The 25,516-nt window shown below is 73.0% G+C and carries 19 protein-coding genes; 14 read left to right on the plus strand and 5 right to left on the minus strand.

The window, feature by feature from the left end; all coding sequences use genetic code 11:
* Positions 1 to 161: 161 nt before the first annotated feature.
* Positions 162 to 1,184, minus strand: coding sequence for a helix-turn-helix domain-containing protein (locus ACW9J6_RS00880; protein WP_457114529.1), 1,023 nt, complete (start codon positions 1,182 to 1,184; stop codon positions 162 to 164).
* 279 nt (positions 1,185 to 1,463) lie between these two features.
* Positions 1,464 to 2,762: an ammonium transporter gene (locus ACW9J6_RS00885; RefSeq protein WP_457114530.1), complete on the minus strand. Its 1,299-nt coding sequence runs from the start codon at positions 2,760 to 2,762 to the stop codon at positions 1,464 to 1,466.
* A 232-nt stretch (positions 2,763 to 2,994) separates the two neighbouring features.
* Between ACW9J6_RS00885 and ACW9J6_RS00890 the strand changes: the two genes are divergently transcribed.
* The 7 genes from ACW9J6_RS00890 (at position 2,995) to ACW9J6_RS00920 (ending at position 10,553) form a co-directional block, all read left to right on the plus strand.
* The gene (locus ACW9J6_RS00890; RefSeq protein ID WP_457114531.1) at positions 2,995 to 3,168 is read left to right on the plus strand and encodes a hypothetical protein; all 174 of its coding nucleotides are present in this window, start codon (positions 2,995 to 2,997) and stop codon (positions 3,166 to 3,168) included.
* A gap of 247 nt (positions 3,169 to 3,415) precedes the next feature.
* On the plus strand, positions 3,416 to 3,757 hold the full coding sequence (locus ACW9J6_RS00895) for a hypothetical protein (RefSeq protein ID WP_457114532.1): 342 nt from the start codon (positions 3,416 to 3,418) through the stop codon (positions 3,755 to 3,757).
* A 48-nt stretch (positions 3,758 to 3,805) separates the two neighbouring features.
* On the plus strand, positions 3,806 to 5,176 hold the full coding sequence (locus ACW9J6_RS00900) for an MBOAT family O-acyltransferase (RefSeq protein WP_457114533.1): 1,371 nt from the start codon (positions 3,806 to 3,808) through the stop codon (positions 5,174 to 5,176).
* Positions 5,163 to 6,155 (plus strand): hypothetical protein, encoded by a 993-nt coding sequence (locus ACW9J6_RS00905; RefSeq protein WP_457114534.1) that lies wholly within the window; start codon positions 5,163 to 5,165, stop codon positions 6,153 to 6,155. Before ACW9J6_RS00900 ends, ACW9J6_RS00905 begins: the two co-directional genes overlap by 14 nt.
* On the plus strand, positions 6,152 to 6,751 hold the full coding sequence (locus ACW9J6_RS00910; RefSeq protein ID WP_457114535.1) for an SGNH/GDSL hydrolase family protein: 600 nt from the start codon (positions 6,152 to 6,154) through the stop codon (positions 6,749 to 6,751). The genes ACW9J6_RS00905 and ACW9J6_RS00910 overlap by 4 nt, the downstream gene beginning before the upstream one ends.
* Before the next feature lie 186 nt (positions 6,752 to 6,937).
* Positions 6,938 to 9,718: a PAS domain-containing protein gene (locus tag ACW9J6_RS00915; protein WP_457114727.1), complete on the plus strand. Its 2,781-nt coding sequence runs from the start codon at positions 6,938 to 6,940 to the stop codon at positions 9,716 to 9,718.
* A 31-nt stretch (positions 9,719 to 9,749) separates the two neighbouring features.
* Entirely contained in the window at positions 9,750 to 10,553 is an 804-nt protein-coding gene (locus ACW9J6_RS00920; protein ID WP_457114536.1) for a Crp/Fnr family transcriptional regulator, read from the plus strand.
* Positions 10,554 to 10,589: 36 nt separating this feature from the next.
* Here the strand turns inward: ACW9J6_RS00920 and ACW9J6_RS00925 are convergent, their stop codons facing one another.
* Positions 10,590 to 12,509, minus strand: a complete 1,920-nt coding sequence (locus tag ACW9J6_RS00925; protein ID WP_457114537.1) for an adenylate/guanylate cyclase domain-containing protein — start codon at positions 12,507 to 12,509, stop codon at positions 10,590 to 10,592.
* Between the two features lie 234 nt (positions 12,510 to 12,743).
* Here ACW9J6_RS00925 and ACW9J6_RS00930 point away from each other — a divergent pair, with 234 nt between their 5' ends.
* Complete coding sequence (locus tag ACW9J6_RS00930) at positions 12,744 to 13,982, plus strand: MFS transporter (protein ID WP_457114538.1); 1,239 nt, start codon at positions 12,744 to 12,746, stop codon at positions 13,980 to 13,982.
* A 183-nt stretch (positions 13,983 to 14,165) separates the two neighbouring features.
* On the opposite strand, the gene ACW9J6_RS00935 is transcribed toward ACW9J6_RS00930, so the two are convergent.
* Positions 14,166 to 14,387, minus strand: coding sequence for a hypothetical protein (locus tag ACW9J6_RS00935; RefSeq protein WP_457114539.1), 222 nt, complete (start codon positions 14,385 to 14,387; stop codon positions 14,166 to 14,168).
* 346 nt (positions 14,388 to 14,733) lie between these two features.
* Here ACW9J6_RS00935 and ACW9J6_RS00940 point away from each other — a divergent pair, with 346 nt between their 5' ends.
* Positions 14,734 to 16,497, plus strand: coding sequence for a histidine kinase famiy protein (locus ACW9J6_RS00940; protein WP_457114540.1), 1,764 nt, complete (start codon positions 14,734 to 14,736; stop codon positions 16,495 to 16,497).
* Between the two features lie 503 nt (positions 16,498 to 17,000).
* Here the strand turns inward: ACW9J6_RS00940 and ACW9J6_RS00945 are convergent.
* A complete protein-coding gene (locus ACW9J6_RS00945; protein ID WP_457114541.1) occupies positions 17,001 to 17,705 on the minus strand; it encodes an IclR family transcriptional regulator in 705 nt (234 codons plus the stop codon).
* Between the two features lie 147 nt (positions 17,706 to 17,852).
* Between ACW9J6_RS00945 and ACW9J6_RS00950 the strand changes: the two genes are divergently transcribed.
* The 5 genes from ACW9J6_RS00950 to ACW9J6_RS00970 all read left to right on the plus strand — a co-directional run bounded on the left by ACW9J6_RS00950 (position 17,853) and on the right by ACW9J6_RS00970 (position 25,508).
* Complete coding sequence (locus ACW9J6_RS00950) at positions 17,853 to 19,184, plus strand: MFS transporter (protein ID WP_457114542.1); 1,332 nt, start codon at positions 17,853 to 17,855, stop codon at positions 19,182 to 19,184.
* A gap of 5 nt (positions 19,185 to 19,189) precedes the next feature.
* A complete protein-coding gene (ydiJ, locus tag ACW9J6_RS00955; protein ID WP_457114543.1) occupies positions 19,190 to 22,306 on the plus strand; it encodes a D-2-hydroxyglutarate dehydrogenase YdiJ in 3,117 nt (1,038 codons plus the stop codon).
* Positions 22,306 to 23,220: a DUF1932 domain-containing protein gene (locus ACW9J6_RS00960; protein ID WP_457114544.1), complete on the plus strand. Its 915-nt coding sequence runs from the start codon at positions 22,306 to 22,308 to the stop codon at positions 23,218 to 23,220. Before ydiJ ends, ACW9J6_RS00960 begins: the two co-directional genes overlap by 1 nt.
* Before the next feature lie 34 nt (positions 23,221 to 23,254).
* Positions 23,255 to 23,929: an RraA family protein gene (locus ACW9J6_RS00965; protein WP_457114545.1), complete on the plus strand. Its 675-nt coding sequence runs from the start codon at positions 23,255 to 23,257 to the stop codon at positions 23,927 to 23,929.
* 259 nt (positions 23,930 to 24,188) lie between these two features.
* Complete coding sequence (locus ACW9J6_RS00970; protein ID WP_457114546.1) at positions 24,189 to 25,508, plus strand: MFS transporter; 1,320 nt, start codon at positions 24,189 to 24,191, stop codon at positions 25,506 to 25,508.
* Positions 25,509 to 25,516: the final 8 nt, after the last annotated feature.

Here is a 25,516-nt window from a genome sequence, read left to right on the forward strand (position 1 = left end):
CGACCGTCCGTCCCGCGCCGCCACGCTGGTTTCGCATCTGACCCACCCTCTCGCGTCGGCAAGGCGGGTGGATCGGCCGATCGTCACCCGCCATTTGACGGCGGCGAGCGATCATCCCCGCGCCGCCGCATCGGGGGGGGGGCGCGGCGAAGGGGACTGCGTCAGGGTTCGCGCCTGGTCGCCATCGTGTGCGAGGGAAGCTCGCCGAACCGCTCCCGGTATTTCCGGGAGAATTCGCCGAGGTTGCTGAAGTACTGGGAGGCGATCGCCGACAGGTGGGTGCCGGGCGGGGCCGCCAGGATGGCCGCCCGCACGGCGTCGAGCCGCTGGGCTGCGATCCATTGCAGCGGCGTGCAGCCGTGATACTCACGGAAGGCGTATTGCAGGACACGCGCCGAGAGGCCGCTCACCTCCTCCAGGACCGACAGGGTCAGGCGCTGATCCAGGTTGGCGCGGATGTACTCGCAGACGTCGGCGAGTTTGGGGCGCGGCGCCTTCGGAGGGGTGACCTGCTCGGCGAAGAGGTCGGGCCGCAGCAGCATGATGACGGCCCGATGGATGGCGTCGTCCAGGCCGCTCCGGTCCAGCAGGGCCGGCGTCGCGAGACACGCATCGACCGCCCCGAACAGGTGCCGGAACAACGGCCCGAAGGCGAAGGGGCCGGCCGTCAGGGGCAGCGCGCGCAGGACCTCGAGGTCGAGCACCGCCTCCCCGCCGGGCTCGCGGCCCAGCATCCGGCAGGCCAGCCGCTCCATCGGCGCGGGGGCGAGTTCGATGGCCACGGCCGACCGGCGTCCCAGGGTCCCGGTGCTGTCGAAGGCGGCCAGGAGCGCGGCGGACTCGTTCGCGCTCCAGGCGATCTCGCGCCGGTCCTGCCGCACGACGCCGCGGCCCGCGAGGGGCAGGAGCAGGTGGGGGCGCCGGGGTTCCGCCGCCCGGAAGCCGACGGCCGAGCAGCTGTTCGCCACCAGGTACTGGCCGTTGATGCCGACCAGGGCCGAGAGGCTGCGGAACCCGTCGCCGCGGCGGGGCGCCCGATAGTCCATCGTGGCCCCGCGCTCATGCGACAACCGCTCGGCCATGGCCTCCGCGTCCAGATCCTCGCGGGCCGACCGGCCGCCGAAGGCGAGGGGCGGCAGGGCCGGCACGCTGCCGGCGCGAGGCACGGCTTTCCCATTCGTCATCACGCCGACGATCCACTTGGCGGGACGAGCCCGGGATCGATGGACCCTCGGTCATCGCGCAGGGGAACGAAAGCAGACGATCGTTCCCGCCCCACGCGATAGACCCTCGCGCGCGGGCTGCCAAGGACAGGGCGCTCGCCGCCCCGGGCCGATCCCCGGGGCGCGACGGCGCGGCCCTCGAGCAGCATCCGATCACGCTGCACTCGGATACTGCTCTAGATTTTTGATTTTGAACGCATTTTCTACGACGAACCGGTCTCCACTTCGTCGGAACATTCTTTAGGCGGTGAACTCGTAGGCGCGCTCGCCGTGGCTCGCGAGGTCGAGGCCGTCATGCTCCGCCTCCACGTCCACCCGCAGGGGCGTGAGCGCCCCGAGCAGCCGCGCGAGGCCGACCGTGACCACGCCCGACCAGGCGGCCGTGACGAGGACGGCGAGGACCTGGATCCCGAGCTGCGCGGCGGCCGTGCGGCCCTCGGGCAACCCCGCCCCGCCGAGGGCGGGCAGGGCGAAGACGGCGAGCAGCAGCGAGCCCAGGATGCCGCCCACGCCGTGGACCGCGAAGACGTCGAGGGAATCGTCGACGCGCAGGCGGTGCTTCACGAACAGCGTCACCGCGAAGCAGACGAGGCCGCCCGCCGTCCCGATGGCGAGGGCCGCCGCCGGCGCCACGAAGCCCGCAGCGGGCGTGATCGTGGCAAGGCCCGCCACGCAGCCGGTGACGATGCCGATCGAGGTGGGCTTGCCGATCTTCACCCACTCGGCCGCGGTCCAGGCGAGCGCGCCGGCTGCCGCCGAGAGGTGGGTGACCAGGATGGCATTCCCGGCGCCCGCATCCGCCGCCAGCGCGCTGCCGCCGTTGAAGCCGAACCAGCCGACCCAGAGCATCCCGGCTCCGGTCATGGTCAGGCCGGGAGAGTGGGGCGGCGCCAGCGTCGCCGGGAAGCCGCGGCGCGGCCCGACCAGGATCGCGAGCAGGAGGGCCGACACGCCCGCCGTGGTGTGCACCACGATGCCGCCCGCGAAATCCAGGGTGCCGAGCCGGACCAGCCAGCCCCCGCCCCAGATCCAGTGCGCCACCGGCACGTAGACGAGGAGCAGCCAGAGGGCCGAGAACAGGGCGACGAACGGAAAGGCGACCCGCTCCGGGAAGGCCCCGATGATCAGGGCCGGCGTGATGACCGCGAAGGTCATCTGGTAGAGGACGAAGACGGGCTCGGGCAGGGCGGTCCCGGCGCGCAGCGGGGCGAGCGGCGCCAGGAAGGCCTTGTGCAGCGTGCCGATCAGGGCGCCGTCGCCCTCGAAGGCGAGGCTGTAGCCGCAGACCGCCCATAGGACGGAGACGATGCAGCAGATCGCGAAGCACTGCATCAGCACCGACAGCAGGTTTCGGGCGTGGACGAGCCCGCCGTAGAACAACGCGAGGCCCGGCAGCGTCATGAACAGGACGAGCGCGGAGGCGGTGAGGATCCAGGCCGTACTGCCGCTGTCCGGGGCGGGCGCGGCGGCGAGGCTGGGAGAGGCGGAGACGAGCAGGAGCAGGAGGCCGGGGAGGCCCCGCGCGGTGAGCGCGAGCATGCGGTGAGCCCTTCGGGAATCGGCCCAGCCTTCAACCAGATTGCCTATGGATCGGGCAAGCCCGTCCGTTGCGCCGAGGAGGGCGAGCCCACGGGCACGGCATTCTGCGCAACCGGTAGGCTCTCCCCCCTCGCGGTCGGCGACGCCCTTGCGAGGGACATGACCGCGCATCCGCCATCGTCCCAGGGTCGAGGGCGCCCTATCTGCCGGTCTCCACCAGGAGGTCGCCCCCATGTCCGACGAGAAGCCCAGGAGCGAGGGGGGTCCCCAGGAGCGGCGCAGCGGAGAACCGCCGCGGCCCCGGACCGATGACCGTGTCGTTGACGGCCGCCTCGACCCCGACGCGCAGTCGCCGACCGACGAGCACGACAAGCCCTTCGACCCCAAGGAGAACGATCCGGCTTGATCCGCCGGGACGCGGCGCCGCCGGATGACGCCGTGCCCGGGCCGGATGAGGGTCGGGGTTCGCGCCAGGCGCCTCGGGATCGAACGCGATCACCACCGGCGCCGCGTCGGGCCGAGACGGGCGATCCGTCGACGCCTTCGGCGTGCCGGGACATGCGGCCTGCCGGACCGAAAGACCGCCGCCGGCAGTGGGGCAAGGGCGCGCCCGGCTAACCGGATCGTAAGGCGCGGCGGGCCAACTCCCCGCCATGGCCCTGGTCCGCTTGGTGATCCACGAGTTGCGCGACGATGCCCGCCTCGGCCACCCGCGCGGCTGGCCGGGATCGGCCGTCAAGGTGACGAACCGCGCCGGCCTGAGGGGCGACCTCGCCGCCTGCCCCTGGCCGGCCGGAGACAGCGCCGAGACCTTCCTCGACTGGTGCGCCGCATCGCTCCCCGAGGCCTGGATCCAGATCCGCCGGCCCGCCCCGCCATCCGCCGAGGCGGCGGTCAGCATCACCCTCACGGTCGGGATGCGGGGCGCGAAGCCCGACCCGCACGGCCAGATGCGGACCATGAGCCGGTGGTCCTTCCCGCTCGCGGGCTGGTAGGATCGCGGGCGCCGCGGGGCCGGGAGCTCTCGGGGCGCGGAGAGGCCGATGCCCTTCAACTCCCTTGCCTTCCTGCTCGTCGTGCTGCCGGCGGTGCTGGCGCTGCACGCGCTCTGCCTCGCGTGGCGCCCCGGATGGCGGCCGGCGCTGCTCCTCGGGGTCTCGCTCGCCTATTACGCGTGGTGGGACCCGCGGGTGATGCCGCTCCTCCTCGCGTCGGCGGGGCTGAACTGGGCGGCGGGCGAGGCGTTGCTGCGCACGGGCCGCCGCGCGATCGTCGCCGTCGCGATCGGCCTCGACCTGGCGGTCCTCGGGCTATTCAAATATCTGGGCTTCTTCGCCGATCTCGTCGACGCGGCGACCGGCGCGACGCTCGCCGGGCCGGACTGGGTGCTGCCCCTCGGCCTCTCCTTCCTCACCTTCCAGCACGTCGCCTACCTGGTCGACCTGACCCGCGGCACCGGCCCGCGGATGACGCTCGCCGAATACGCGCTCACGGTCGCGTTCTTCCCGCGCGTGATCGCCGGACCGCTGGTGAGGCCGGCCGAGATCGCGCCGCAATGGCGGGCGCCGCCCGCCGAGCCCTGGGCGGAGCTCGCCGCGCGCGGGCTGCTGCTGCTGGCGGCCGGCCTCGCCAAGAAGGTGCTCCTCGGCGATGCGCTCGCCGGCTACGTCGACCCGGTCTGGGCCGAGGCCGCATCCGGCCCGCCCGGCATGACGGCGGCCGCGCAGGCGGTCCTCGGCTACGCGCTCCAGCTCTACTTCGACTTCTCCGGCTACACCGACATGGCCCTCGGCCTCGCCCTGATGCTCGGCGTGCGGCTTCCCGAGAACTTCCTCGCGCCGTACCGGGCGGTGTCGATCCAGGATTTCTGGCGGCGCTGGCACGTGACCCTGTCGCTCTTCCTGCGCGACTACCTCTACGTCCCGCTGGGCGGCAGCCGGCACGGGCTGGCGCGGCAGGTGCTGGCGCTCGTCGTCACGATGGGGCTCGGCGGGTTGTGGCACGGGGCGGGCCTGACCTTCGTGGCCTGGGGACTGCTGCACGGGCTCGCCCTCAGCCTCCACCTGCTGTGGCGCCGGGCGGGGCGCGCCCTGCCGGCGCCGGCCGGCTGGGCGCTGACGCTCGCCTTCGTGATCCTCGCCTGGGTGCCGTTCCGGGCGCCGGACTTCGCCGCCGCGGACGCGATGCTGCGCGGCCTCGTCGGCTTCGGCGGGGCGGGGGGAGGGGCGGCCGAGTTCTGGCCGCTCGCGGCGCTCGCCTTCGCCCTCGCGGTCGCGGGGCCGACCGCCCGGGAGGCGACGGCGCGGCTCCCGCTCGGCGCCCCGGCCGCCGCCGCGACGGCCCTGGCGCTCGCCGCGGTGATCCTGCAGGTCGGCAACGACGCCAACCAGGCCTTCATCTATGCGCGCTTCTGACGGCGCGGCCCGCCGCTTCCTCGCCCTGACGGGCGCCGGCCTCGCGCTCCTCCTCGCACTGATCGCCGGCCGGGTGGCGTGGTTCGACGCCTACTGGGTGTTCCGGGAGGACCCGCCCTGGCGCGCGCTCACCCAGGGAGGCAACCGCCTCCTCGACCGGCAGACCCGCCGCGCCAAGGTGCTGCAGGCGCTCACCCGGCCCTACGCGCTGGTGCTGATCGGCAGCTCCACCGTCTATCACGGCCTCGACCCGGCCGACGTCGAGGGGCAGGGCCCGGTCTTCAACGCGGGCATCTCGGCGATCCTGGCGGACGAACTGCCGCTGGTGGCGAGCGTCGTGGCCTCGCGGGCGGGGGTGCAGCGGGCGGTGCTGGGGCTCGACTACTACATGTTCTCCCGCCCCACCGTGCCGGTCCATCTCGATCCGGGTCTGGCGACGGCGACCGGCCGCTTCACGGCCCTGGCGGGGAGCCTGCTCGGCCGCTACGCGATCGAGGACAGCCGGTTCGCCGCGGTGGCGGGCGGGGACGACCCGGGCGCCTGGACCCACGCGGGATTCCGCATCACGCCGCCGCTGCCGGCCGCGCTCACCCGCGCCAACGACGCGGCGCGCCGCCGCAGCACCGCGCCCTTCCGGCCCGAGACCCTGGCGGCCCTCGACCTGACCCTGGAGCGCCTGTCGCGGCTCGACGTCACCGCCTACCTCTCGCCGGTGAGCGACGTGCAGCGCCGGGTGCTGGCCGATCTCGGCCTGCGCGACGACTTCGAGCTCTGGCGCGGGGCGGTGCTGCGCAGGGGCGCCGCGCACGGAATCCGGGTCCTCGACCTGACGGAACTCGGCGCTGGTTTCCCCTTCGACCCGGAGAAGGGTTCGACGGAGGCGTGGCTCGACAACCTGCACTACACGCCGCGGATCGGCCGCCTCGTCCTGGCGGCGATGGGCCTGCGCCGGGACGGGCCGCGCGCGACGGCGCCGTGACGGCTCCTCCCCTCGATGCCCGCCCGCCGGCCAAGCCCTCGGCCCTGCGTCGGCACGCCCGGCTCGCCGCCGCCGTGCCGCGGGACGCCGCCTTCGTGCTCCTCGGCGATTCCCTCGCGGCGGGCTGGCCCGCGCGGCTTCTGCCGCCGGGCAGCTTCAATTTCGGCCTCCCGGGCGACCGGGTGCAGACCACCCGCTGGCGCCTGCGCGCCGTCGACCTGCGGGGCCTCGCCCCCCGCGCGGCGCTCCTCCTCGTGGGCACCAACAACCTCGCGGACGGCGACGCCGCCGCGGCGATCGCGGCCGGCCTCGCGGCGCTCGCGGGGGAACTGCGCGGGGTCTGGCCCGGCGCTTCCCCGATCCTCGCCACCATCCCGTGGCGCGACGCGCCGGCCCGCGAGGGCGAGCGGCGCCGGTTCAACCTTTGCCTGACGGACCTCGCGCGGCGCGAGGGCCTCGCCTGTCTCGACGCGGACGCGCTCCTCGGGGGCGAGGCGGGCGCCCCGCTCCACCTCGCGGCGGACCGCCTGCACCTCTCGGAGGGCGGCTACGCGGCCCTCGCGCCCGCCCTCGCCGGGCTGCTCGCGCGGCCTTGATCTGGAGGTGTGCCCGCTTGCGCCTACCTTCCCGGAGCGCGATTCCCTAGGAAGGCCGCAGATCCGCCCGCCATCGAGACCCCGTCCCGCATGTCCGAGAGCGCCGTCCCCGCCGTCCCGCATGACCTCGCTGGAAGCGGGCACATCGTCGCCGGAGGCGGGCAGATCCTCGTCGGGGGCGGGCAGATGGGCGAGCGCATCCGGAACCACGACTGGTCCGGCTCGCCGCTCGGGCCGCCGTCGACCTGGCCGCCCTGCCTGAGCTCTACCGTGAGCCTGATGCTGGGTTCGGGCTTCCCGATGTTCGTGGCCTTCGGGCCGGACCTCGCCTTCCTGTACAACGACGCCTACGCGGAGATCCTGGGCGGCAAGCACCCGGCGGCACTCGGCCGCCGCTTCCGCGAGATCTGGGCGGAGATCTGGTCCGACATCGCGCCGCTCATCGACCGGGCGCTCGCGGGCGAGGCGACCTGGGCGGAGAACATGCCGCTCGTCATGAACCGGCGCGGCTACGACGAACAGACCTGGTTCACCTTCTCGTACTCGCCGCTGCGCGACGAAGAGGGGCGGGTCGCGGGCATGTTCTGCGCCTGCACCGAGACGACCGGGCGGGTCGAGGCGGAGGCGGGCCTGCGCGAGACCGAGGCGCGCCTGCGGCTCGCCACCGAGGCGGCGGAGGTCGGCCTCTGGGACGTGGACGTCGTCAACGACACCCTGTTCTGGCCGCCGCGGGTCAAGGCGATGTTCGGGATCTCGCCGGACGTGCCGGTCACGATGACCGACTACTTCGCGGGCCTGCATCCGGAGGACCGGGAGGCCACGAGCGCCGCCTACCTCGCCACCCTCGATCCGCGCACGCGACCGGTCTACGACGTCGAGTACCGGACGGTGGGCAAGGAGGACGGGATCGTCCGCTGGGTCGCCGCCAAGGGGCGCGGGATCTTCGAGGACGGCCGCTGCGTGCGCGTGGTCGGCACCGCCATCGACGTCACGGCGCGCAAGCGGGCCGAGGAGGCGCTGCGCGCCAGCGAGGAGCAGTTCCGCGTCCTCTCGCAGGTGCTGCCGAACTTCGTCTGGTCCACGGATGCGGCCGGGCGCGCCGAGTGGTTCAACGAGCGCGTCTACGCCTATGCGGGCGTCCGCCCGGGCGACCTCGACGGCGCCGGCTGGCAGGCCATCATCCATCCCGAGGATCTGCCGCGCGCGGCCGAGGCGTGGCGGGCGGCGGTCGAGGCCCGCACCGGCTTCCAGTCCGAGTACCGCCTGCGGCGCGCCGACGGCAGCTACCGCTGGTTCCTGGCCCGGGCGCAGCCGGTGCTGGGCGACGGCGGCGCCGTGCTGCGCTGGGTCGGCACCAGCACCGACGTCGACGACCAGAAGCGGGTGATGGCCCAGCTGGTGCGCTTCAACGAGACCCTGGAGCAGCGGGTCGCGGCCCGCACGGCGGAGCACGACCGGGTCTGGCGCAATTCCCGCGACCTGCTCGTCGTGATCGGGGCGGACGGCATCTTCCGGGCGGTCAACCCGGCCTGGCAGGCGATCCTGGGCCACGACCCCGCCGAGGTGGTGGGGCGCAGCTTCCTCGACTTCGTCTGGCCGGACGATGCCGGGGCGACCCAGGCGGCCCTGAACCAGGCCGCCGCGGCCGACGACCTCACCGATTTCGAGAACCGCTACAGCCACCGCGACGGCAGCCTGCGGCTGATCTCCTGGCGCACCTCCGTCGAGGGGGACCTCGTCTACGCCTACGGGCGCGACGTCACCGCCGAGCGGACCCAGGCCGAGGCCCTGCGCCAGGTCGAGGAGGCCCTGCGCCAGTCGCAGAAGCTGGAGGCGGTGGGCCAGCTCACCGGCGGTGTGGCGCACGACTTCAACAATCTGCTCACCATCATCCGCTCCTCCGTCGACTTCCTGCGCCGGCCCGACCTGCCGGAGGAGCGGCGGCGGCGCTACCTCAACGCCGTCTCGGAGACCGTGGACCGGGCGGCCAAGCTCACCGGCCAGCTCCTCGCCTTCGCCCGGCGCCAGGCCCTGAACCCGGAGACCCTCGACGTCGGCGCGCGCCTGCGCGGGGTCGCCGACCTCCTCGACACGGTCACGGGCGCGCGCATCCGGGTGGTGACGGACCTGCCCGAGACCCCCTGCTTCGTGCGGGTGGACCTGAGCCAGTTCGAGACGGCGCTGGTCAACATGGCGGTGAACGCCCGCGACGCGATGGCGGGCGAGGGCACCCTGACGCTGCGGCTGCGCTGCCGGGTGCCCCTGCCGCCGATCCGCGGCCACGCGGCGGCGGCGGGCCGCTTCGCGGCGGTCTCCCTCGCCGATACCGGCTCGGGCATCGCCCCCGACGTGCTCGCCCGCGTGTTCGAGCCCTTCTTCACCACCAAGGAGGTCGGCAAGGGCACCGGCCTCGGCCTGTCCCAGGTGTTCGGCTTCGCCAAGCAGTCGGGCGGCGACGTGGACGTGGCGAGCGCCGTCGGCCAGGGCACCACCTTCACGCTCTACCTGCCGGAGGTCGCGCCCGAGGCGCCGGATGTCGAGGACGAGGGCCAGGCCCTGCCGGTCGAGCCGGGTGGCGCGGGACAGCGGGTGCTGGTGGTCGAGGACAACATCGAGGTCGGCCGCTTCGCCACCCAGATCCTGGAGGATCTGGGCTACCGCACGACCTGGGCGGCCAACGCGGAGGACGCCCTCACGAGCCTCGGCGTCGACGGGGCGGGCTACGACGTGGTGTTCTCGGACGTGGTGATGCCGGGCATGGGCGGGATCGAGCTCGCCCGGCTCCTCGGCCGCCGGTTGCCGAAGCTGCCGGTGGTGCTGGCCTCGGGCTACAGCCACGTCCTGGCGCAGGAGGGGTCCCACGGCTTCGAGCTCCTGCAGAAGCCCTACTCGGCCGACCAGGTCTCGCGGGCGCTGCGCAAGGTCCTGCGGCGCAGCCGGGCGAGGGCGGCCGATCCGGCCCCGTGAGACGGGACGGCCCGTGACCCGGGGGACGATCATGCGCTATGACGCGCGCGACGTCCGACACATCCGCGGAACCGGCGCCGACGCCATGGACCTGCACCCCGAACACGTGCTTCGGCCCCTGCTGCGCAACCTCGAACTCCACGGTCCGCTCTCGGAGGAGGACCGGCGGGCGCTCCTCGGCCTGCCGCTGCGGGTCCAGGCCGTCCCGGTGCGCCGCGACGTCGTCGCGGAGGGCAGCCGGCCCGCCCAATGCTGCATCGTGCTGAGCGGCTGGCTCTACCGCTACCGGATGCTGCGCGGCGGGCGGCGGCAGATCTTCGCGTTCCACGTGCCGGGCGACATGCCGGACCTGCACAGCCTGTTCCTGCCGGTGATGGACCATGCGATCGCGACGCTGACGCCGGCCTCCCTGGCCTTCGTGCCGCACGCGGCCGTCCGAGACCTCGTGGCGACCCGTCCCAACCTCGCCGCCGCCCTCTGGCGCGAGACCGTCATCGACGCGGCGGTGTTCCGGGCCTGGATGGTGGGCCTCGGCCGCCAATCGGCGACCGCGCAGCTCGCGCACATGATCTGCGAGATCTACCGCAAGCTCGAGGCGATCGGGCTGGCCGCGCAGTACCGCTACGAGTTCCCGCCCACCCAGGCCGAGCTCGCCGACGCCCTGGGCCTGACGACCGTGCACGTCAACCGCACGATGCAGGAGCTGAAGGGCGCCGGGCTGATCCGGTGGCAGGACCGCACCCTGGAGATCCTGGACTGGGAGGCGATGGCCGCGCGCGCCGAGTTCAACCCGGCCTACCTGCACCTGCCGGAGCGGGAGGCCGCGGGGCGGTGACGCGGGGCGGCGGATGGGCGGCGCTGCGGCGCTCCGTCACCGCTCGGGAAATCCGGCCCTCCTCAAGCCATCCACGATGGTCTGGTACTCGGCCAGGAAGGTGGGATTACGCGACCAGTCGGCCTCGATCCACTTCTGCACGGTGTAGCCCGGCATCAGCTTGACAACACCCGCCATCGCCTCCGCGGCCTCCTGCGTCCGGCCGGTGAACGTATAGGCGACGACGAGGTCGATGTAGGCGGCCCAGTAGGGGGCTCGCCCGACCGACCGGTTGCACCACGTGATCGCGTCCTGCCAGTGCCCGAGATGCGTGTGCGCGTGGCAGATATAGTACTCCCAGGTGCTCATCAGCGGGTCCTTGGGGCTCAGGCGCATCGCCTTCTCGACATAGGGGAACAGGTCGCCCGCGTGACCGTCGTAGAGGCTGACGAGGCCGGCCGACGCGTAGGCGGGCGTCAGGTTCGGGTCGTAGTCGATCGCGATCCTGGCCTCGCTCAAGGAGCGGTCGAAGTTCTTCGTGAACCGGAAGATCTCGCCCATGACGAAATGCGCCAGGGCGTTTCCCGGACTCGCCCGCAGGGCCTCCGCGATGAGGCGGTTGGCCGTCTCGAGATCGGTCGCCGGATCGGCGCTCCAGCGGGCGTTCACGAGCTGCACGATGGCGCGGGCAAGACCGATCTTGGCCATCACGTCGGTGGGATCGATGGCGAGGCTGCCCTCGAAGGCGCTGCGCGCGTCGAGCGTGCTCTGCTTGGTCCTCGGCCTGTTCAGGGCGGCCCGCCCCAGCATGGCCATGTCGGAGGCGTCGGGATAGAGCGGCCGCTCGCGCGCACTGCGCAGGCTCTCCGCCCCCACCAGCGCGATGTCGAGGGATCGCGCCAGGCGCGCCACGAAATCGGCCTGCAGCTCGCCGAGCTTGCCGCGATCGCCCTCGAAGCGGTCCGCCCACAGATGGGCGCCGGTCTCCGCGGAGATCAGCTGCGCGTTGACGACCACCGCGTCGCCGGTCCGGCGGACGCTGCCCTCCAGCACGTAGCGCACGCCGAGGTCCCGTCCGACCTGCCTGACGTCGATGGCCTTACCCTTGTAGGTGAACGCCGTGTTGCGCGCGATGACGAAGCTTCCCGAGAGGTGGGACAGGTCGGTCGTCAGATCCTCGGTCAGCCCGTCGGCGAAGAACTCCTGCTCCGGATCGGAACTCAGGTTGCTGAATGGCAGGACCACGAGCGACAGCCGCGGCAGCGCCGTCGCGCCTTCCCTCGCCGGACCCGGCCAGCGCTGGGCCGCCGGGTCCGCGGCCTTCCAGACCCACCAGCCCGCGCCCGCCGCCAGCAGCAGGCCGGCCGCGCCCGCGGCGAGCAGGCGCCGCCGGCCGCGCCTCGCCGTGCCGCCGTCCAGCGGCTCATCCTCCGACGAATCCAGGACCGCCGCGGCCGGCAGCGTGAAGACCCCGACCGGACGCGCGATGTTCTTCAGGGTGTGCTCGCCGCGATCCTCGAACCGATAGGGCAACCGGTCCCGCACCTGATCGTGGATGGCGCGCGAGATGCACAGGCCGCCCGGCTCCGCGAGGGGCTCCAGGCGGGCCGCCACGTTCACGCCGTCCCCGTAGAGGTCGCCGTCCGCCTCGGCCACCACGTCGCCGAGGTTGATGCCGATCCGCATGCGCATCGCCTCGGCCTCGGGGACCCCCGCATTGGCCGCGGCGGCCGCGCGCTGGATCGCCACCGCGCAGCTGACGGCGCGCACCGGGCTCGGGAACTCGGCGATGACGCCGTCGCCGGTCGATTTGACCACTCGGCCGCGCGCGGCGGCGATCCGCGGATCCACGATGTCCCGCCTCAGCCGCTTCAGGCGGCGCAGCGTGCCGGCCTCGTCCGCGCCGATCATCCGGCTGTAGCCGACGAGGTCGGTGATCAGGATCGCGGCGAGGCGGCGCTCGACGGGTTTGTGCAAAGCCGTCCTCCATCGGCTCTCCGTGGGATCGGCGCGGATCTTACGAACAGGCGGGTTCCGCGGCCAGCCGATCGACGCCGCAGCAGCCGGCCCCGGCCTGCACGCGACGTCAATTTTTCGTCGATCCGCATGTCCGGCCAATCTTCCATTCCGGGATCTGGACGTGACCGGTCATCGGCCCGAGTTTCGGCAGACCACCATCAGTGTCACGCAGCCCGGGAAAGAATGATCAGGATGGACGTCTCCAAACGGGTGGTCGCGGCCACGGTCGCCGGCAACGCCCTCGAATTCTACGATTTCGTCACCTACGCGTTCTTCGCCGTCCCGATCGGCCGCACCTTCTTCCCCGCCGAGACGCCCTACGCCAGCCTCCTGCTCTCGGTTGCGGTGTTCGGTGTCGGTTTCGTGTTCCGGCCACTCGGCGGCCTCCTCATCGGCGCCTACGCGGACCGGGCCGGACGGCGGCCGGCCATGCTCCTCACCATCGCGCTGATCACGGTCGGCACGCTGGGCCTCGCCGGCACGCCCGGCTTCGCGACGATCGGCCTCGCCGCGCCGCTGATCGTCGTGGCCTGCCGGCTGGTCCAGGGACTGGCGCTGGGCGGGGAGGTGGGCCCGACGAGCGCCTTCCTGATCGAGGCGGCCCCGGCCGGCCGGCGGGCCTTCTACGCGAGCTGGCAGCTCGCCAGCCAGGGCCTCGCCTCGCTGGCGGCCGGCCTGACCGGGCTCGCCCTGTCCCTCGTCCTGCCGCACGAGGCCCTGGAGGGCTGGGCGTGGCGCCTGCCCTTCGGGCTGTGCCTCGCGCTGATCCCGGTCGCCGTGATGCTGCGCCGGGCGATGCCGGAGACCCTGCATCAGGGCGGGGGTGACCCGGCCGGGCGGGACTCGATCCGGCCGCACCTGCGCCTGATCGGCCTCGCGGTCCTGGTCATCCTGGGCGGGACGGTCTCGACCTACGTGGCCACCTACATGACCACCTACGCGATCGCGACGCTGCATTTCCCGGATTCGACGGCGCTCGCCGCGACGGTGGTGGTGGGGCTGTCGATCACCGCGGGCGCGCTCATCGGCGGCTGGCTCGCCGACCGCTGGCGCCGCCGCCCGGTGATGCTGATCCCGCGGGTGGCGCTCGCGGTGCTGATCGTCCCGCTCTTCCTCTGGATCTCCGCGATTCCCACGCCCGCGACGCTGTTCCTGGCCACCGCGGTCTTCACGACGCTCAACGCGATCAGCAGCGCGGCCGCCTTCGTGGTCATCCCTGAATTGCTGCCGCGTTCCGTCCGCGCCACCGGCCTCGCGGTCTCGTACGCGCTCGGCGTGTCGCTGTTCGGCGGCACCACGCAGGTCGTGATCACGTGGCTGATCGGCCGGACGGGGAGCCCGGTCGCACCGGCCTGGTACGTGACAGCCACGAGCCTCGTCACGGCCGCGGCCATGGCGGCGCTGCCCGAGAGCCGCGACCGGGCCCTCTGATAGGTACGGTCATTGGAAATGACCGTAGGTTCCACTCTCGGGTTTCCGCCAAGCCTCTGGCTCGGCATCGGAAATTCGAGATGGTCAACGGCCCGTCGATCTCGGGCCTGCCCGAGATCGAATCGATGCGTCAGCATCCTGGGCCGTTGGTACGAGGCGACGCGGGATCGCGCCATCGCCCTGCTACGCGGCCGCGCGGCCGCCCGGCCGGCCGAGCCGGGTCCGCAGCGCCTCCGCCTCGCGGCGCGCGGCCGCGAGGTCCCGCCGGAGCGCGCGGATCTCCTCGTTCAGGTAGCCGGCATCGACCGCCATCTCGACGCAGTGGTCCTGCGCCTCGGCGAGCTGCGAACGCAGGTCCGCCAGTTCGGAGACGAGTTCCAGGACCACCAGGGTGGGATCGGGCATGGCGACCTCCGCGCGCGATGTCGGGCGCCGTCACCGGGACGGCCGGGAGGGCATCGGAGCGCCGTCCCTAACGAAGTCTTGCCGAAGCCGCGAAAATCCGGGTGCGGACGCTCACGCCCCGGCAAGGCCGCCCGAACGCGCTGTGGACGGCGCGGCGGCGCCGCGACGCGTGCCGGCCGCCGGCGGGATCGACGCGCCGCCTTGCGCGTTGCGTGCAGGCAGGGCCGGTGCCCTTGTCATCGCGCAGGATCGTCCCGTACCCCTATCCGGCAAGCGCCTGCGGCAGAGATCGGCCCGCGGGAAAGGACGGCCGCGCACCCGATCTGCAGGTGAGACCGGAGACCCCGTGACCGACGAGACCGACAGGCAGCCGCACGACACCTCCGCGGCGGACGAATCCGTGCCGGAGGTCGAGGCGGGCGGCCGGAGCCGCGGCGTGCCGGCGGCCGGCCGGCACGAGGGCACGTCCTTCTCGCCGACCGGCGGCCCGGGGCTGCGCCACTGGCAGGAAGCCACGATCAGCAAGCCGGGACTGGACGACCGCGGCGACGTCTTCTTCGCGGCGGTCGAGATGACCCGCATGCCGATGATCCTCACGGATCCGAGCCAGCCCGACAACCCGATCGTCTTCTCCAACCGCGCCTTCTCGGACCTCACGGGCTACGAGCGCGAGGAGATCGTCGGGCGCAACTGCCGCTTCCTCCAGGGCGCGCAGACCGACCGCGAGACGGTGGACGAGCTGCGCGAGGCCGTGGCGGCCCGCCGCGCCGTGTCGGTCGAGATCCTGAACTACAAGCGCGACGGCACCCCGTTCTGGAACGCGGTCTACGTCGCCCCGGTCTTCGGCCCGGACGACGAACTCCTCTACTTCTTCGCGAGCCAACTCGACGTCACGCGGCGGCGCACCTCCGAGCAGGCCTACCGGCAGGCCCAGAAGATGGAGGCGGTCGGCCAGCTCACCGCGGGTCTCGCGCACGATTTCAACAACCTGCTCCAGGTGGTCTCGGGCAACCTGGAGATCCTGCGCGGCCGGCTGACGGATGAGCGGCTGCAGCGCTACGCGGAGTCCGCCTCCCAGGCCGCGGAGCGCGGCGCCAAGCTGACGCGCCAGCTCCTCGCCTTCGCGCGCAAGACCCGGCTGGAGCCGAGGCCCGTCGACCTGAGCGCGCTGATCAACGATTTCGGTGACATGCTCGACAGCGCGGTCGGGGGACAGGTTGGGCTGCAGTTCAACCTGCGCCGAAGGCTGCCCCCGACGCTGGTCGACCCCGTGCACCTGGAGATGGCGCTCCTCAACGTGCTCATCAACGCGCGGGACGCGATGCCGAGGGGCGGCACGATCACGGTCGAGACCGCCTCCCTGCGCGTCGACGCCGACGCGCCGCTCCCCCCCGGGGACTACGTCTCCCTGACGGTGACCGACGAGGGCGAAGGGATGCCGCCCCACGTCCTGGAGCGGGCGACCGAGCCCTTCTTCACCACCCGGGCGACCGGCAAGGGCACTGGGCTCGGCCTCGCCATGGTGCACGGCTTCGTCCAGCAGTCGCTCGGGCGGCTGGAGATCGACAGCGCGCCGGGCCGGGGCACGACGATCCGGATGATCTTCCCCGTCGCGGCCGAGCGGGCGCTGCCGTCTCGTCCCGCCGCGGCCGAGGCCGTGGCGCTGCGCGGGGACCCGCGCGGGAACGCCGAGACCATCCTGGTGGTGGAGGACAGCGACGACGTCCTGGCGCTGGCCCGCGAGCACCTCACGGCGCTCGGCTACCACGTCCTGCCGGCCCACAGCGCGGATGAGGCCTGGGGGCTCCTGGAGGAGGGCGAGGTCCGGGTCGACCTCCTGTTCACGGACCTGATCATGCCCGGCAGCATGAACGGCCTCGTCCTCGCCGAGCGCGCGAAGGCGCGCCATCCCGGCCTGCCGGTGCTGCTGACCACCGGCTACAACGAGGATCTCGTGGCGCAGGGACCGGCCGTCCCCCGCATGGACGTGCTCGGCAAGCCCTACCGCCGCGGCGAACTCGCCGACCGGGTGCGGGCCGCCCTCAGCCGCCGCGAGGAGGCGCCGCGGGACGCGCGCCGCACCTACGAGGGGCCGGGCCACGAGGGCTGACCCCCGCGCACCGGGCCCTGGTCGGAGCGGCGCGCGCCGTCCTGCCCGCGCAGCAGCCCCACCAGGGCGAGCGAGGCGAGGCAAGCGGCGCCCGCCAGGATGACGGCGGGCCGGCGTTGGACAAGCCCGAAGACAAGCCCTGCCGCCGCCCGGCCGGAGGCTGGGGATCCGTCCGCTCGGTCGGCAACATCCTGCGACGGGACGGCGCCGTCCCGGCCTCCGCGGTCGAGGCCGCGTAACGCGCGGTCCAATGGCGTGTTTCTCCCATCGACCACCGCCCCCTTTTCCGGGCGCATGCAGCGCCAGCGGAATGCGACCCGGAAACCAGCGCAAAAACTCGCGAAGCGACCGCTTGTCAGCAGCGTTGCTGGCATTCGGAGCCGCTTCGCGGCGAGTCCTTGCGCTGGTTTCCGGATCTCCTTCCGCTGACGCTGCAGTCGTCCGGAAAAGGGGAGTCTCACAAAAGACCAGCCCTCTCGATCGCCGAGAAGACTTGTTTCCATTCAGAGCTGCGCGCCCAGTTCCGACGACAGCCGCTCGCCCGCCTCGCGCAGGCGCGGCGCCAGAGCGTCCGCCCGGGCGGCGTCCAGGCGCGACGAGGGGCCCGACAGGGCGAGCGCCCCGATCAGCCGCCCGCCTGCCCCAAAGACCGGCGTGGCGATCGACGCGACGTGCGGGTCCGTCACCCCCGCGGTGTAGAGCGGCGGCGTCACCTCGGCCCGGCCGGACGCACCCCGCTCGCCGAACAGCGACAGGACCTGGGCGATCGCCGACTGGTCCATGGGCCGCATGTCGCCGGGGCGGACGTTCATGCGCAGCGGATAGGGCGAGTCGGCCCGGAACAGGCACAGGCGCTGCTGGCCGCGGCGGATGTAGAACGAGGCCGTCTCCAGCGATTCGGCCGCGAGCCGCTCCAGGACCGGGACCACCCGCTCCTCCAGGGCGAAGGATTGCTGGTAGACCGAGCCGATCCGCGCCGCCTCGACGCCGAGGCGGTAGCGACCGTCGTCGAGGCGCTCGACCAGGTCGAACTTCTCCAGCGAGATGCACAGCCGCATGATGGTGCTCTTCACGAGCGCCGTGCGCCGGGCGAGCTCCGAGAGTTCGAGGGCGTCGTCCCCGCGCTGGAACGCCGTCAGGACGGCCAGGACCCGCTCGGCCGAGGCCACGCCCTCCAGTTTCGGCCTCGCCCGCACCGCCTTCGGCATTCGCCCTCCGCCCGCCCCAGTTCCGATCCGCCCCCCATAGCCGGGCGGCCCAGCTGCGCCAACGGCGCCCCGCCCCTTGACCCCCCGGCCCGTCTGCTCTATCAAAAATGAAACGCCGTTGCAAAATGCGGCCGAGGAGGAAGCACCATGGCAGGGCAGCGCCCGGCGGAGCCCGGACCGGTGAAGGCGGCGGTCGACGAGACCGCGCTCCACCGCAAGCTGATGCGGCGCATCCTGCCGTTCCTGTTCGTCTGCTACGTCGTCAGCTACCTCGACCGCGTGAATGTCGGCTTCGCCGCACTGACGATGAACAAGGACATCGGCCTCAGCGCGACCGCCTTCGGGGTTGGGGCGGGGCTGTTCTTCCTCGGCTACTTCGCCGCCGAGATCCCCAGCAACCTGATCATGATGCGGGTCGGGGCGCGGCTCTGGATCGCCCGAATCATGATCACCTGGGGCCTGGTCTCGGCCGGGACCGCCTTCGTGACCGGGCCGGTGCAGTTCGGCATCGCGCGCTTCCTGCTCGGCCTCGGCGAGGCCGGCTTCGTCCCCGGCGTGTTCCTGTACCTGGGGATGTGGTTCCCGGCCGCGGTCCGGGCCCGGGCGACGTCCCTGTTCCTGCTCGGGATCCCGGTCGCCAACATCGTCGGCTCGCCGATCTCCGGGACCCTGATCCAGCTCGAAGGGCTCGGGCTCAAGGGCTGGCAGTGGCTCCTCGTGGTGGAGGCCGTGCCCGCCGTGATCCTCGGCGTCACCTGCCTGTTCGTCCTCACCGACCGGCCCGAGAAGGCGTCCTGGCTCACCGGGCCCGAGCGCGCCCACTTGGTCGAGCGCCTCGCCGCCGAGAAGGCCGCCATCGAGAAGAAGCACGCGCTCACGCTGGGCCAGGCCCTGCGCGACGGTCGCGTGCTGACGCTCGCGGCGGTGAACTTCTGCAGCATCATCGGGTCGCTCGGCATCGGCCTGTGGCTCCCCCAGATCATCCGGCATCTCGGCCTCGACGCCGCGTCCGTGGGCGTGGTGGCGGCGATCCCCTACCTGTGCGGCGCGGTCGCCATGGTGGCATGGGGACGGATGTCGGACCGGGGCCGCGACCGCACCCTCTACCCCGCCGCCGCCCTCGGCGTCGCAGCCCTCGCCCTGCTGGCGAGCGCCGTCACCCCGACGCCGCTCGTCACCATCGCCGCCCTCTGCGTCGCGGTGGCGGGGATCAATTCCTACGTCGCGACCTTCTGGGCGGTCCCGTCCGAGTTCCTCACCGGCCGCGCGGCGGCGGGTGGGATCGCGATGATCGTCTCGGTGGGCAATCTCGGCGGTTTCGCCGGCCCCTACATGATCGGCTTCGTGCGCGACCTCTCGGGCGGGTTCACGGCCCCGCTCGTCGCGGTCGGCGCCATCCTGCTCATGGGCGCCGCCCTGATGCTCGCCTTCGGGCGCCGCGCCCGGCGGGACGCCGCGGCGGCCCCGGTCGCGGCCTGAGCGCCATGATCCCGCGCCTCGCCCCCGAGCCTCCCGGGCTGCCGGTCTACGCGGCCTTCTGCGCCGAACTGCGCGTCCGCGGCTTCGCGGGCGAGCTCTCGGCGGGCGAACTCCCGACGCGCGAACTCCCGACGGGCGAACTCCCCACGGGCTTGGCCGACCGCATCGTGCTGGCCACGGACAACTCGATCTACCAGCTCGCGCCCCAGGCGGTCGCGTTCCCGCGCGACCGCGACGACCTCGTGCGCATCGCGACGCTGCTCGCCGATCCGCGCTTCGCCGAGGTGCGGGTCGCGCCCCGCGGCGGCGGGACCGGCACCAATGGCCAGTCCCTCACGGACGGGCTCGCGGTCGACCTGTCGCGGCACATGAACCGCATCCTGGCGATCGACCCGCAGGCCCGGACGGCGCGGGTCGAGGCGGGCGTGGTCAAGGACCAGCTCAACGCGGCGCTGCGGCCCCACGGCCTGTTCTTCGCGCCCGAATTGTCGACCTCGAACCGCGCGACGATCGGCGGCATGATCGCGACGGATGCGAGCGGCCAGGGTTCCTGCCTCTACGGCAAGACCCGCGACCACGTCCTCGCGCTGACGAGCGTCCTCTCGGACGGGACCGTCTGGCACTCGGCGCCCCTCGACGCGGCGGAGCTGCGCGCGGTCCAGGCCCGGCCGGACCGGGCGGGCGTCATCCACCGCGAGGTCGACCGGCTGGTGCGCGAGAACGCGCAGGCCATCGCGTCCCTGTTCCCGCCGCTCAACCGCTGCCTGACGGGCTACGACCTCGCCCATCTGCGCCGCCCGGACGGGCGCTTCGACCTCAACGCGATCCTGTGCGGGTCGGAGGGGACGCTCGGCTTCCTGGCCGAGGCAACCCTCAACGTGCTGCCGCTGCCCCGCCACGCCGCCCTGGTCAACCTGCGCTACGCGAGCTTCGACGCGGCCCTGCGCGACGCGCGGGCGCTGGCCGCCTTCGGGGCGGCCTCGATCGAGACGGTCGATTCCAAGGTCCTGGCCCTCGCCCAGGACGACCCGGTCTGGGCGGGCGTCGCGGCCTTCTTCCCCGAGGACGGCGGCGAGCGGGCGCGGGGCGTCAACCTCGTCGAGTTCGTCGGGGACGATGCCGACGCGGTCGAGGCGGCCGTGGACCGGCTGACGCAGACCCTGGCCGCGGGCCCGGCCGGCGAGCGCCGCGGCCACACCGTGGCGCGGGGCGAGGCGGAGGTCGCGCGCATCTGGGACATGCGCAAGCGGGCGGTCGGGCTCCTCGGCGCCATGAGGGGCGAGGCGCGGCCGGTCGCCTTCGTGGAGGACACCGCGGTGCCGCCCGAGCACCTCGCCGACTTCATCGCGGAGTTCCGGGCGCTGCTCGACCGGCGCGGCCTCGATTACGGCATGTTCGGCCACGTCGATGCGGGCGTGCTGCACGTGCGCCCGGCGATCGACATGAAGGCGCCGGGCGCCGAGGCGCTGATCCGCGCGGTCACCGAGGAGGTCGTCGCCCTGACGCGCCACTACGGCGGGCTCCTCTGGGGCGAGCACGGCAAGGGGATGCGGTCCGAGTTCTCGCCGCGGTTCTTCGGAGAGCTCTACCCGGTGCTCCAGGCCGTGAAGGCGGCCTTCGACCCGCGCAACCAGTTCAACCCGGGCAAGATCGCCGTGCCGGAGGGGGGCGCGCTCCTTTCCATCGACGGCGTGCCGACCAAGGGCGGCCGCGACCGCGCCATCCCGCCGGATCTGCGGGCAGCCTACGACGAAGCGCTGCACTGCAACGGCAACGGTGCCTGCTTCACCTGGGACCCGGACGAGGCGATGTGCCCCTCCTGGAAGGGCACCCGCGAGCGCCGCCACTCGCCCAAGGGGCGCGCCCAGCTCCTGCGCGAGTGGCTGCGGCGGCTCGCCGCCGAGGGAACCGACCCGCTGGCCGAGGCCCGGCGGCTGCGCGCGCGGCCGGGTTGGCGCGCCTTCCCGGCCCGCCTCGCCGCGACCCTGCGGCGGAGGGACGATTTCTCCCACGCGGTGCACGAGGCCATGGCGGGCTGCCTCGCCTGCAAGTCCTGCACGGGCCTCTGCCCGATCAAGGTCGATGTCCCGAGCGTCCGGGCGAAGTTCCTCGAACTCTATCACGGCCGCTACCTGCGGCCCCTGCGCCACCACGCGGTGGCGGCGCTGGAGAGCGTGGCGCCCCACCTCGCCCGGGTGCCGCGCCTGGCGAACGCGGTCACGGGCCTCGGTCTCGCCCGCGCGGTCGGCCTCGTCCACGCGCCGAGGCTGTCGGGGCTCGACCTCGGGCGCGAGATCGCGCGGCGGGACGTGGCGGTGGCGCGGGCGGAGGTTCTGGCGGCCCTGCCGGCCGCCGAGCGCCTGCGCAGCGTCGTGATCGTGCAGGACGCCTTCACCAGCCACTACGACACGCCCGTCCTCCTCGCCCTCATCGACCTCCTGGCCGGCATCGGCCTCCGGCCCTGGCTCGCGCCCTACCGGCCGAACGGCAAGCCGCTGCACGTCCACGGCTTCCTCGGCCGGTTCGAACGGGTCGCGGCCGCCACCGCGGCCGATCTCGCCCGCCTCGCCGAGACCGGCATCGCCCTGATCGGCCTCGACCCTTCGATGACGCTGACCTACCGGTCGGACTACGCGCAGGCCCTGCCGGGGCGCGACCTGCCGCGGGTCCTGCTCGTCCAGGAATGGCTCGCCGGCCGCCTCGACCGCGGCGCGCCGCCGAGCGGCGAGACCTACTGGCTGCTGCCGCACTGCACCGAGCGGGCGACCGCGCAGCCCGCGCTGGCGGCGTGGTCCCGTGTCTTCGCGGCCTTCGGGCTTCGCCTCGCGACCCTGCCCGCCGGCTGCTGCGGCATGGCCGGCACCTTCGGCCACGAGGCCGAGCACCGGGCGCTGTCCGAGCGCATCTACGGCCTGAGCTGGGCGGCGCCGGTGGCCGAGAAGGGCCGGACGGGCCGGCTGCTCGCCGACGGCTATTCCTGCCGCACGCAGGCCCGGATCATCGACGGGGTCCGGCTGCGGCACCCCGTCGAGATCCTGCGGGACCACCTGCGGGACAACCCCGCCGCGGCCGCACCGGCGCGCGGCGCAGACCCGATCGCATCGACACCAAGGAGCACGTGATGGCGGAGCGCAGGCAGTTCAGGCTGGGCCTGGTGGGCTATGGCGAGATCGGCAGCACGCTGGGGGCGGGGCTGCGCGGGGCGGGCCTCGAGTCCATCGCCTGCTACGACAAGTACGCCTTCGAGGGGCCCTTCGCGGACCTGATCCAGGCCCGCGCGCGGGAGGCCGGGGTCACCCTGGTGCGGTCGAACGCGGACCTCGCCGAGGCGAGCGACCTGATCCTGAGCGTCACGCCGGGCGCGTCCTCGCTGGAGAGCGCGGAGGCCTTCGCGCCGGTCCTCACGGCGCGGCACACCTTCCTCGACTTCGCCTCCGCCACCCCGAAGATCAAGCAGGGCGTCGCCGCCCGTCTCGCGGCGAGCGGGGCCCTCCTCGGCGACGGCTCGATCGAGGGGACGCCGCTGCACGGCTATTCCATGCGGATGCTGTCGAGCGGCCCGGCCGGTGAGCGCGTCCGCGACCTGCTGGTGCCCTGGGGCATGCAGATCACCTATACGGGCCCGCAGCTCGGGACCGCCTCGGGCATCAAGATCATCCGCTCCGTCCTGATCAAGGGCATCGAGGCCCTGACCGACGAGATGCTGCTCGCCGCCCGCCAGTACGGGATCGACGAGGTCGTGCTCGCCTCCGCCTGCAAGACCCTGGCGCGCCCCTGGATGGACACCGTCCAGAGCCTGACGCCCTCGGGCGCGATCCACGCCAAGCGCCGCGCCGAGGAGCTGGAGATGTCGGCCGAGGCGGTCGCGGATGCCGGGGTCGAGCCGATCATGGCCCGCGCGGTCGCGCAGCGCCTGCGCTGGAAGGAGAGCCTCGGCCTCAAGGACCATTTCCACGGCGTCGTGCCGGCCACCTACCAGGAGGCGCTCGACGCCATGGTGCTCAAGGCCGGCCTCAAGCGCCCCGACCCCGCCTGATCTCACCCCCCGCTCCCCGTTGAGGAAACGCGCCATGTCCATCGGCTTCAAGATCCATCCCCGCGCCCGCACGGTCGACGCCGCCACCATCGAGAAATTCAGGAGCATCGCGGTCGCGAATATCAGCGATTCGATGAACCGCATGGTCCATGGTGGGCCGCGCCTGCGGCCGCTCCACGCGAGCGGCGTGCTGGCCGGCGCCGCCCTCACGGTGAAGACGCGTCCGGGCGACAACCTGATGGTGCATGCGGCCCTCAACCGCGCCAAGCCCGGCGACGTCCTCGTCATCGACGCGGGCGGCGACCTCAGCAACGCGCTGATGGGGGAGCTGATGCTCGCCCACGCGCAGCAGATCGGGGTCACGGGCGTGGTCCTGAACGGGGCGGTGCGCGACTCCGCCTGGATCCGCGCCAACGCGCTTCCGGTCTACGCGGCCGGGATCACCCATCGCGGCCCCTACAAGGACGGGCCCGGCGAGGTGAACGTCGCGATCGCCCTCGACGGCATGGTGATCGAGCCGGGCGACCTCATCGTCGGGGACGACGACGGCGTCGTCTGCGTGCCCTTCGCCCTGACCGAGGCGGTCTACGCCGCCGCGCACAAGAAGCAGCAGGGCGAGGAGGGCACGATGGCGGCGATCCGGGCCGGCACCGTCGACCGGTCCTGGGTCGAGCGCGCCCTGCGCGAGGCGGGCTGCGAGGGGCTGTAGGGCGGGACTTCTGACGGGCCGAACGCTCTCCGCCCTTTTCCGGGCGCATGCAGCGCCAGCGGAATGCGACCCGGAAACCAGCGCAAGACGTCGCGAAGCGTCCGCTCGTCGACGCCGTCGCAAAGACAGAGCCGCTTCGCGGCACTTCCTAATCTGGTTTCCGGATCTCCTTCCGCTGACGCTGCAGTCGTCCGGAAAAGGCGGTCGATGAGACTGACAGGCCGCAACGCGAAATAAACAGAACCTGGGAGGACGGACCGTGAGCGTCGCCGAACCAAACCCGCAATCCCTGGAGGCGGCGACCATCCGCCGGGTGATCCTGCGGCTCGTGCCCTTCCTGATGCTCTGCTACTTCTTCGCCCTGCTCGACCGGGTGAATGTCGGCTTCGCCGCGCTGCAGATGAACAAGGATCTCGGGCTGACGCCGGCGATGTTCGGCTTCGCCGCGAGCCTGTTCTTCGTCTCCTACTTCCTGGTCGAGGTGCCGAGCAACCTGGCGCTGCAGCGCTTCGGGGCGCGGCGCTGGATCGCCCGGATCATGATCACCTGGGGCGTGGTGACGATGGGCATGGCGCTGGTGACCGGCCCGACCTCGCTCTACGCGATGCGTTTCGTGCTCGGCGCGGCGGAGGCGGGCTTCTTCCCCGGCGCGATCCTGTACCTGACCTACTGGCTTCCGAGCGCCTACCGGGCGCGGATCCTGGCGACCTTCACGGTCTCGATCCCGCTCGCGACCTTCCTGGGCTCGCCCCTCTCCGTGTCCCTGCTCGAACTCGACGGCGCGCTTGGCCTGCGGGGCTGGCAGTGGCTGTTCGTGCTCGAAGGGCTGCCGACCGTGCTCCTCGGCATCGGCTGCCTGTTCGTCCTGACCGACCGGCCGCGGGACGCGACGTGGCTCGGCGAGGCCGAGCGCGCCTGGCTCGTCGATCGCCTCGCCGAGGAGGCCGCCCGCAAGACGCCGGTCGGCCACCTCTCGCTGTGGCAGCTCGCCCGCAACCCGGTCTTCGCCACCATGGCGCTGGTCTGCGCCGGGGCCTCGGCGACCGGCACCGTGCTCTCGGTCTGGCAGCCGCAGATCATCAAGGCCTTCGGCCTGACGAACCTGCAGACCGGGTTCGTCAACGCGATTCCCTACGGGCTCGCCACGGTCCTGATGATCCTGTGGGGCCGCCGCTCCGACCGCACCGGCGAGCGCACCTGGCACACGGCGATTCCGCTGCTTCTCGCGGCCGCGGGGCTCGCCTCCCTGACGCTCTCGGGTGGGATCGCGGCGACGATCCTGGCCGTGTCCTGCGCGCTCGTCGGCGCCTACGCCTTCAAGGGGCCGTTCTGGGCGCTCTCGGCAGGCTGGCTGTCCCCCGGGGTGCTCGCGGCAGGGCTCGCGGGCATCAACGCGATCGCGAACCTCATCGGCGGCGGCCTGATGGTGAACATCGTCGGCCTCGTCAAGGAGCACACGGGCAGCTTCGCCGTCGGAATGCTCCCGGTGGCGGCCCTCGACGCGGCGGCCGCGATCAGCGTCGTGATGATCAGCCGGGCGCATGCCCGGACGGCCCGCACCGCCGCGGCCCCGGCCTGACGGCAAGC

It is taken from the genome of Methylobacterium sp. JK268, assembly GCF_054052225.1.

Excerpts from the sequence above, each read along its gene's own strand:
- ACW9J6_RS00965 (WP_457114545.1), top strand. The coding sequence starts at position 23,255 with ATGTCCATCGGCTTCAAGATCCATCCCCGCGCCCGCACGGTCGACGCC.
- ACW9J6_RS00880 (WP_457114529.1), bottom strand. The coding sequence starts at position 1,184 with ATGACGAATGGGAAAGCCGTGCCTCGCGCCGGCAGCGTGCCGGCCCTG.
- ACW9J6_RS00935 (WP_457114539.1), bottom strand. The coding sequence starts at position 14,387 with ATGCCCGATCCCACCCTGGTGGTCCTGGAACTCGTCTCCGAACTGGCG.
- ACW9J6_RS00930 (WP_457114538.1), top strand. The coding sequence starts at position 12,744 with ATGGACGTCTCCAAACGGGTGGTCGCGGCCACGGTCGCCGGCAACGCC.
- ACW9J6_RS00900 (WP_457114533.1), top strand. The coding sequence starts at position 3,806 with ATGCCCTTCAACTCCCTTGCCTTCCTGCTCGTCGTGCTGCCGGCGGTG.
- ACW9J6_RS00905 (WP_457114534.1), top strand. The coding sequence starts at position 5,163 with ATGCGCGCTTCTGACGGCGCGGCCCGCCGCTTCCTCGCCCTGACGGGC.
- ACW9J6_RS00885 (WP_457114530.1), bottom strand. The coding sequence starts at position 2,762 with ATGCTCGCGCTCACCGCGCGGGGCCTCCCCGGCCTCCTGCTCCTGCTC.
- ACW9J6_RS00890 (WP_457114531.1), top strand. The coding sequence starts at position 2,995 with ATGTCCGACGAGAAGCCCAGGAGCGAGGGGGGTCCCCAGGAGCGGCGC.
- ACW9J6_RS00920 (WP_457114536.1), top strand. The coding sequence starts at position 9,750 with ATGCGCTATGACGCGCGCGACGTCCGACACATCCGCGGAACCGGCGCC.
- ACW9J6_RS00950 (WP_457114542.1), top strand. The coding sequence starts at position 17,853 with ATGGCAGGGCAGCGCCCGGCGGAGCCCGGACCGGTGAAGGCGGCGGTC.
- ACW9J6_RS00895 (WP_457114532.1), top strand. The coding sequence starts at position 3,416 with ATGGCCCTGGTCCGCTTGGTGATCCACGAGTTGCGCGACGATGCCCGC.
- ydiJ (WP_457114543.1), top strand. The coding sequence starts at position 19,190 with ATGATCCCGCGCCTCGCCCCCGAGCCTCCCGGGCTGCCGGTCTACGCG.
- ACW9J6_RS00945 (WP_457114541.1), bottom strand. The coding sequence starts at position 17,705 with ATGCCGAAGGCGGTGCGGGCGAGGCCGAAACTGGAGGGCGTGGCCTCG.
- ACW9J6_RS00960 (WP_457114544.1), top strand. The coding sequence starts at position 22,306 with ATGGCGGAGCGCAGGCAGTTCAGGCTGGGCCTGGTGGGCTATGGCGAG.
- ACW9J6_RS00915 (WP_457114727.1), top strand. The coding sequence starts at position 6,938 with ATGGGCGAGCGCATCCGGAACCACGACTGGTCCGGCTCGCCGCTCGGG.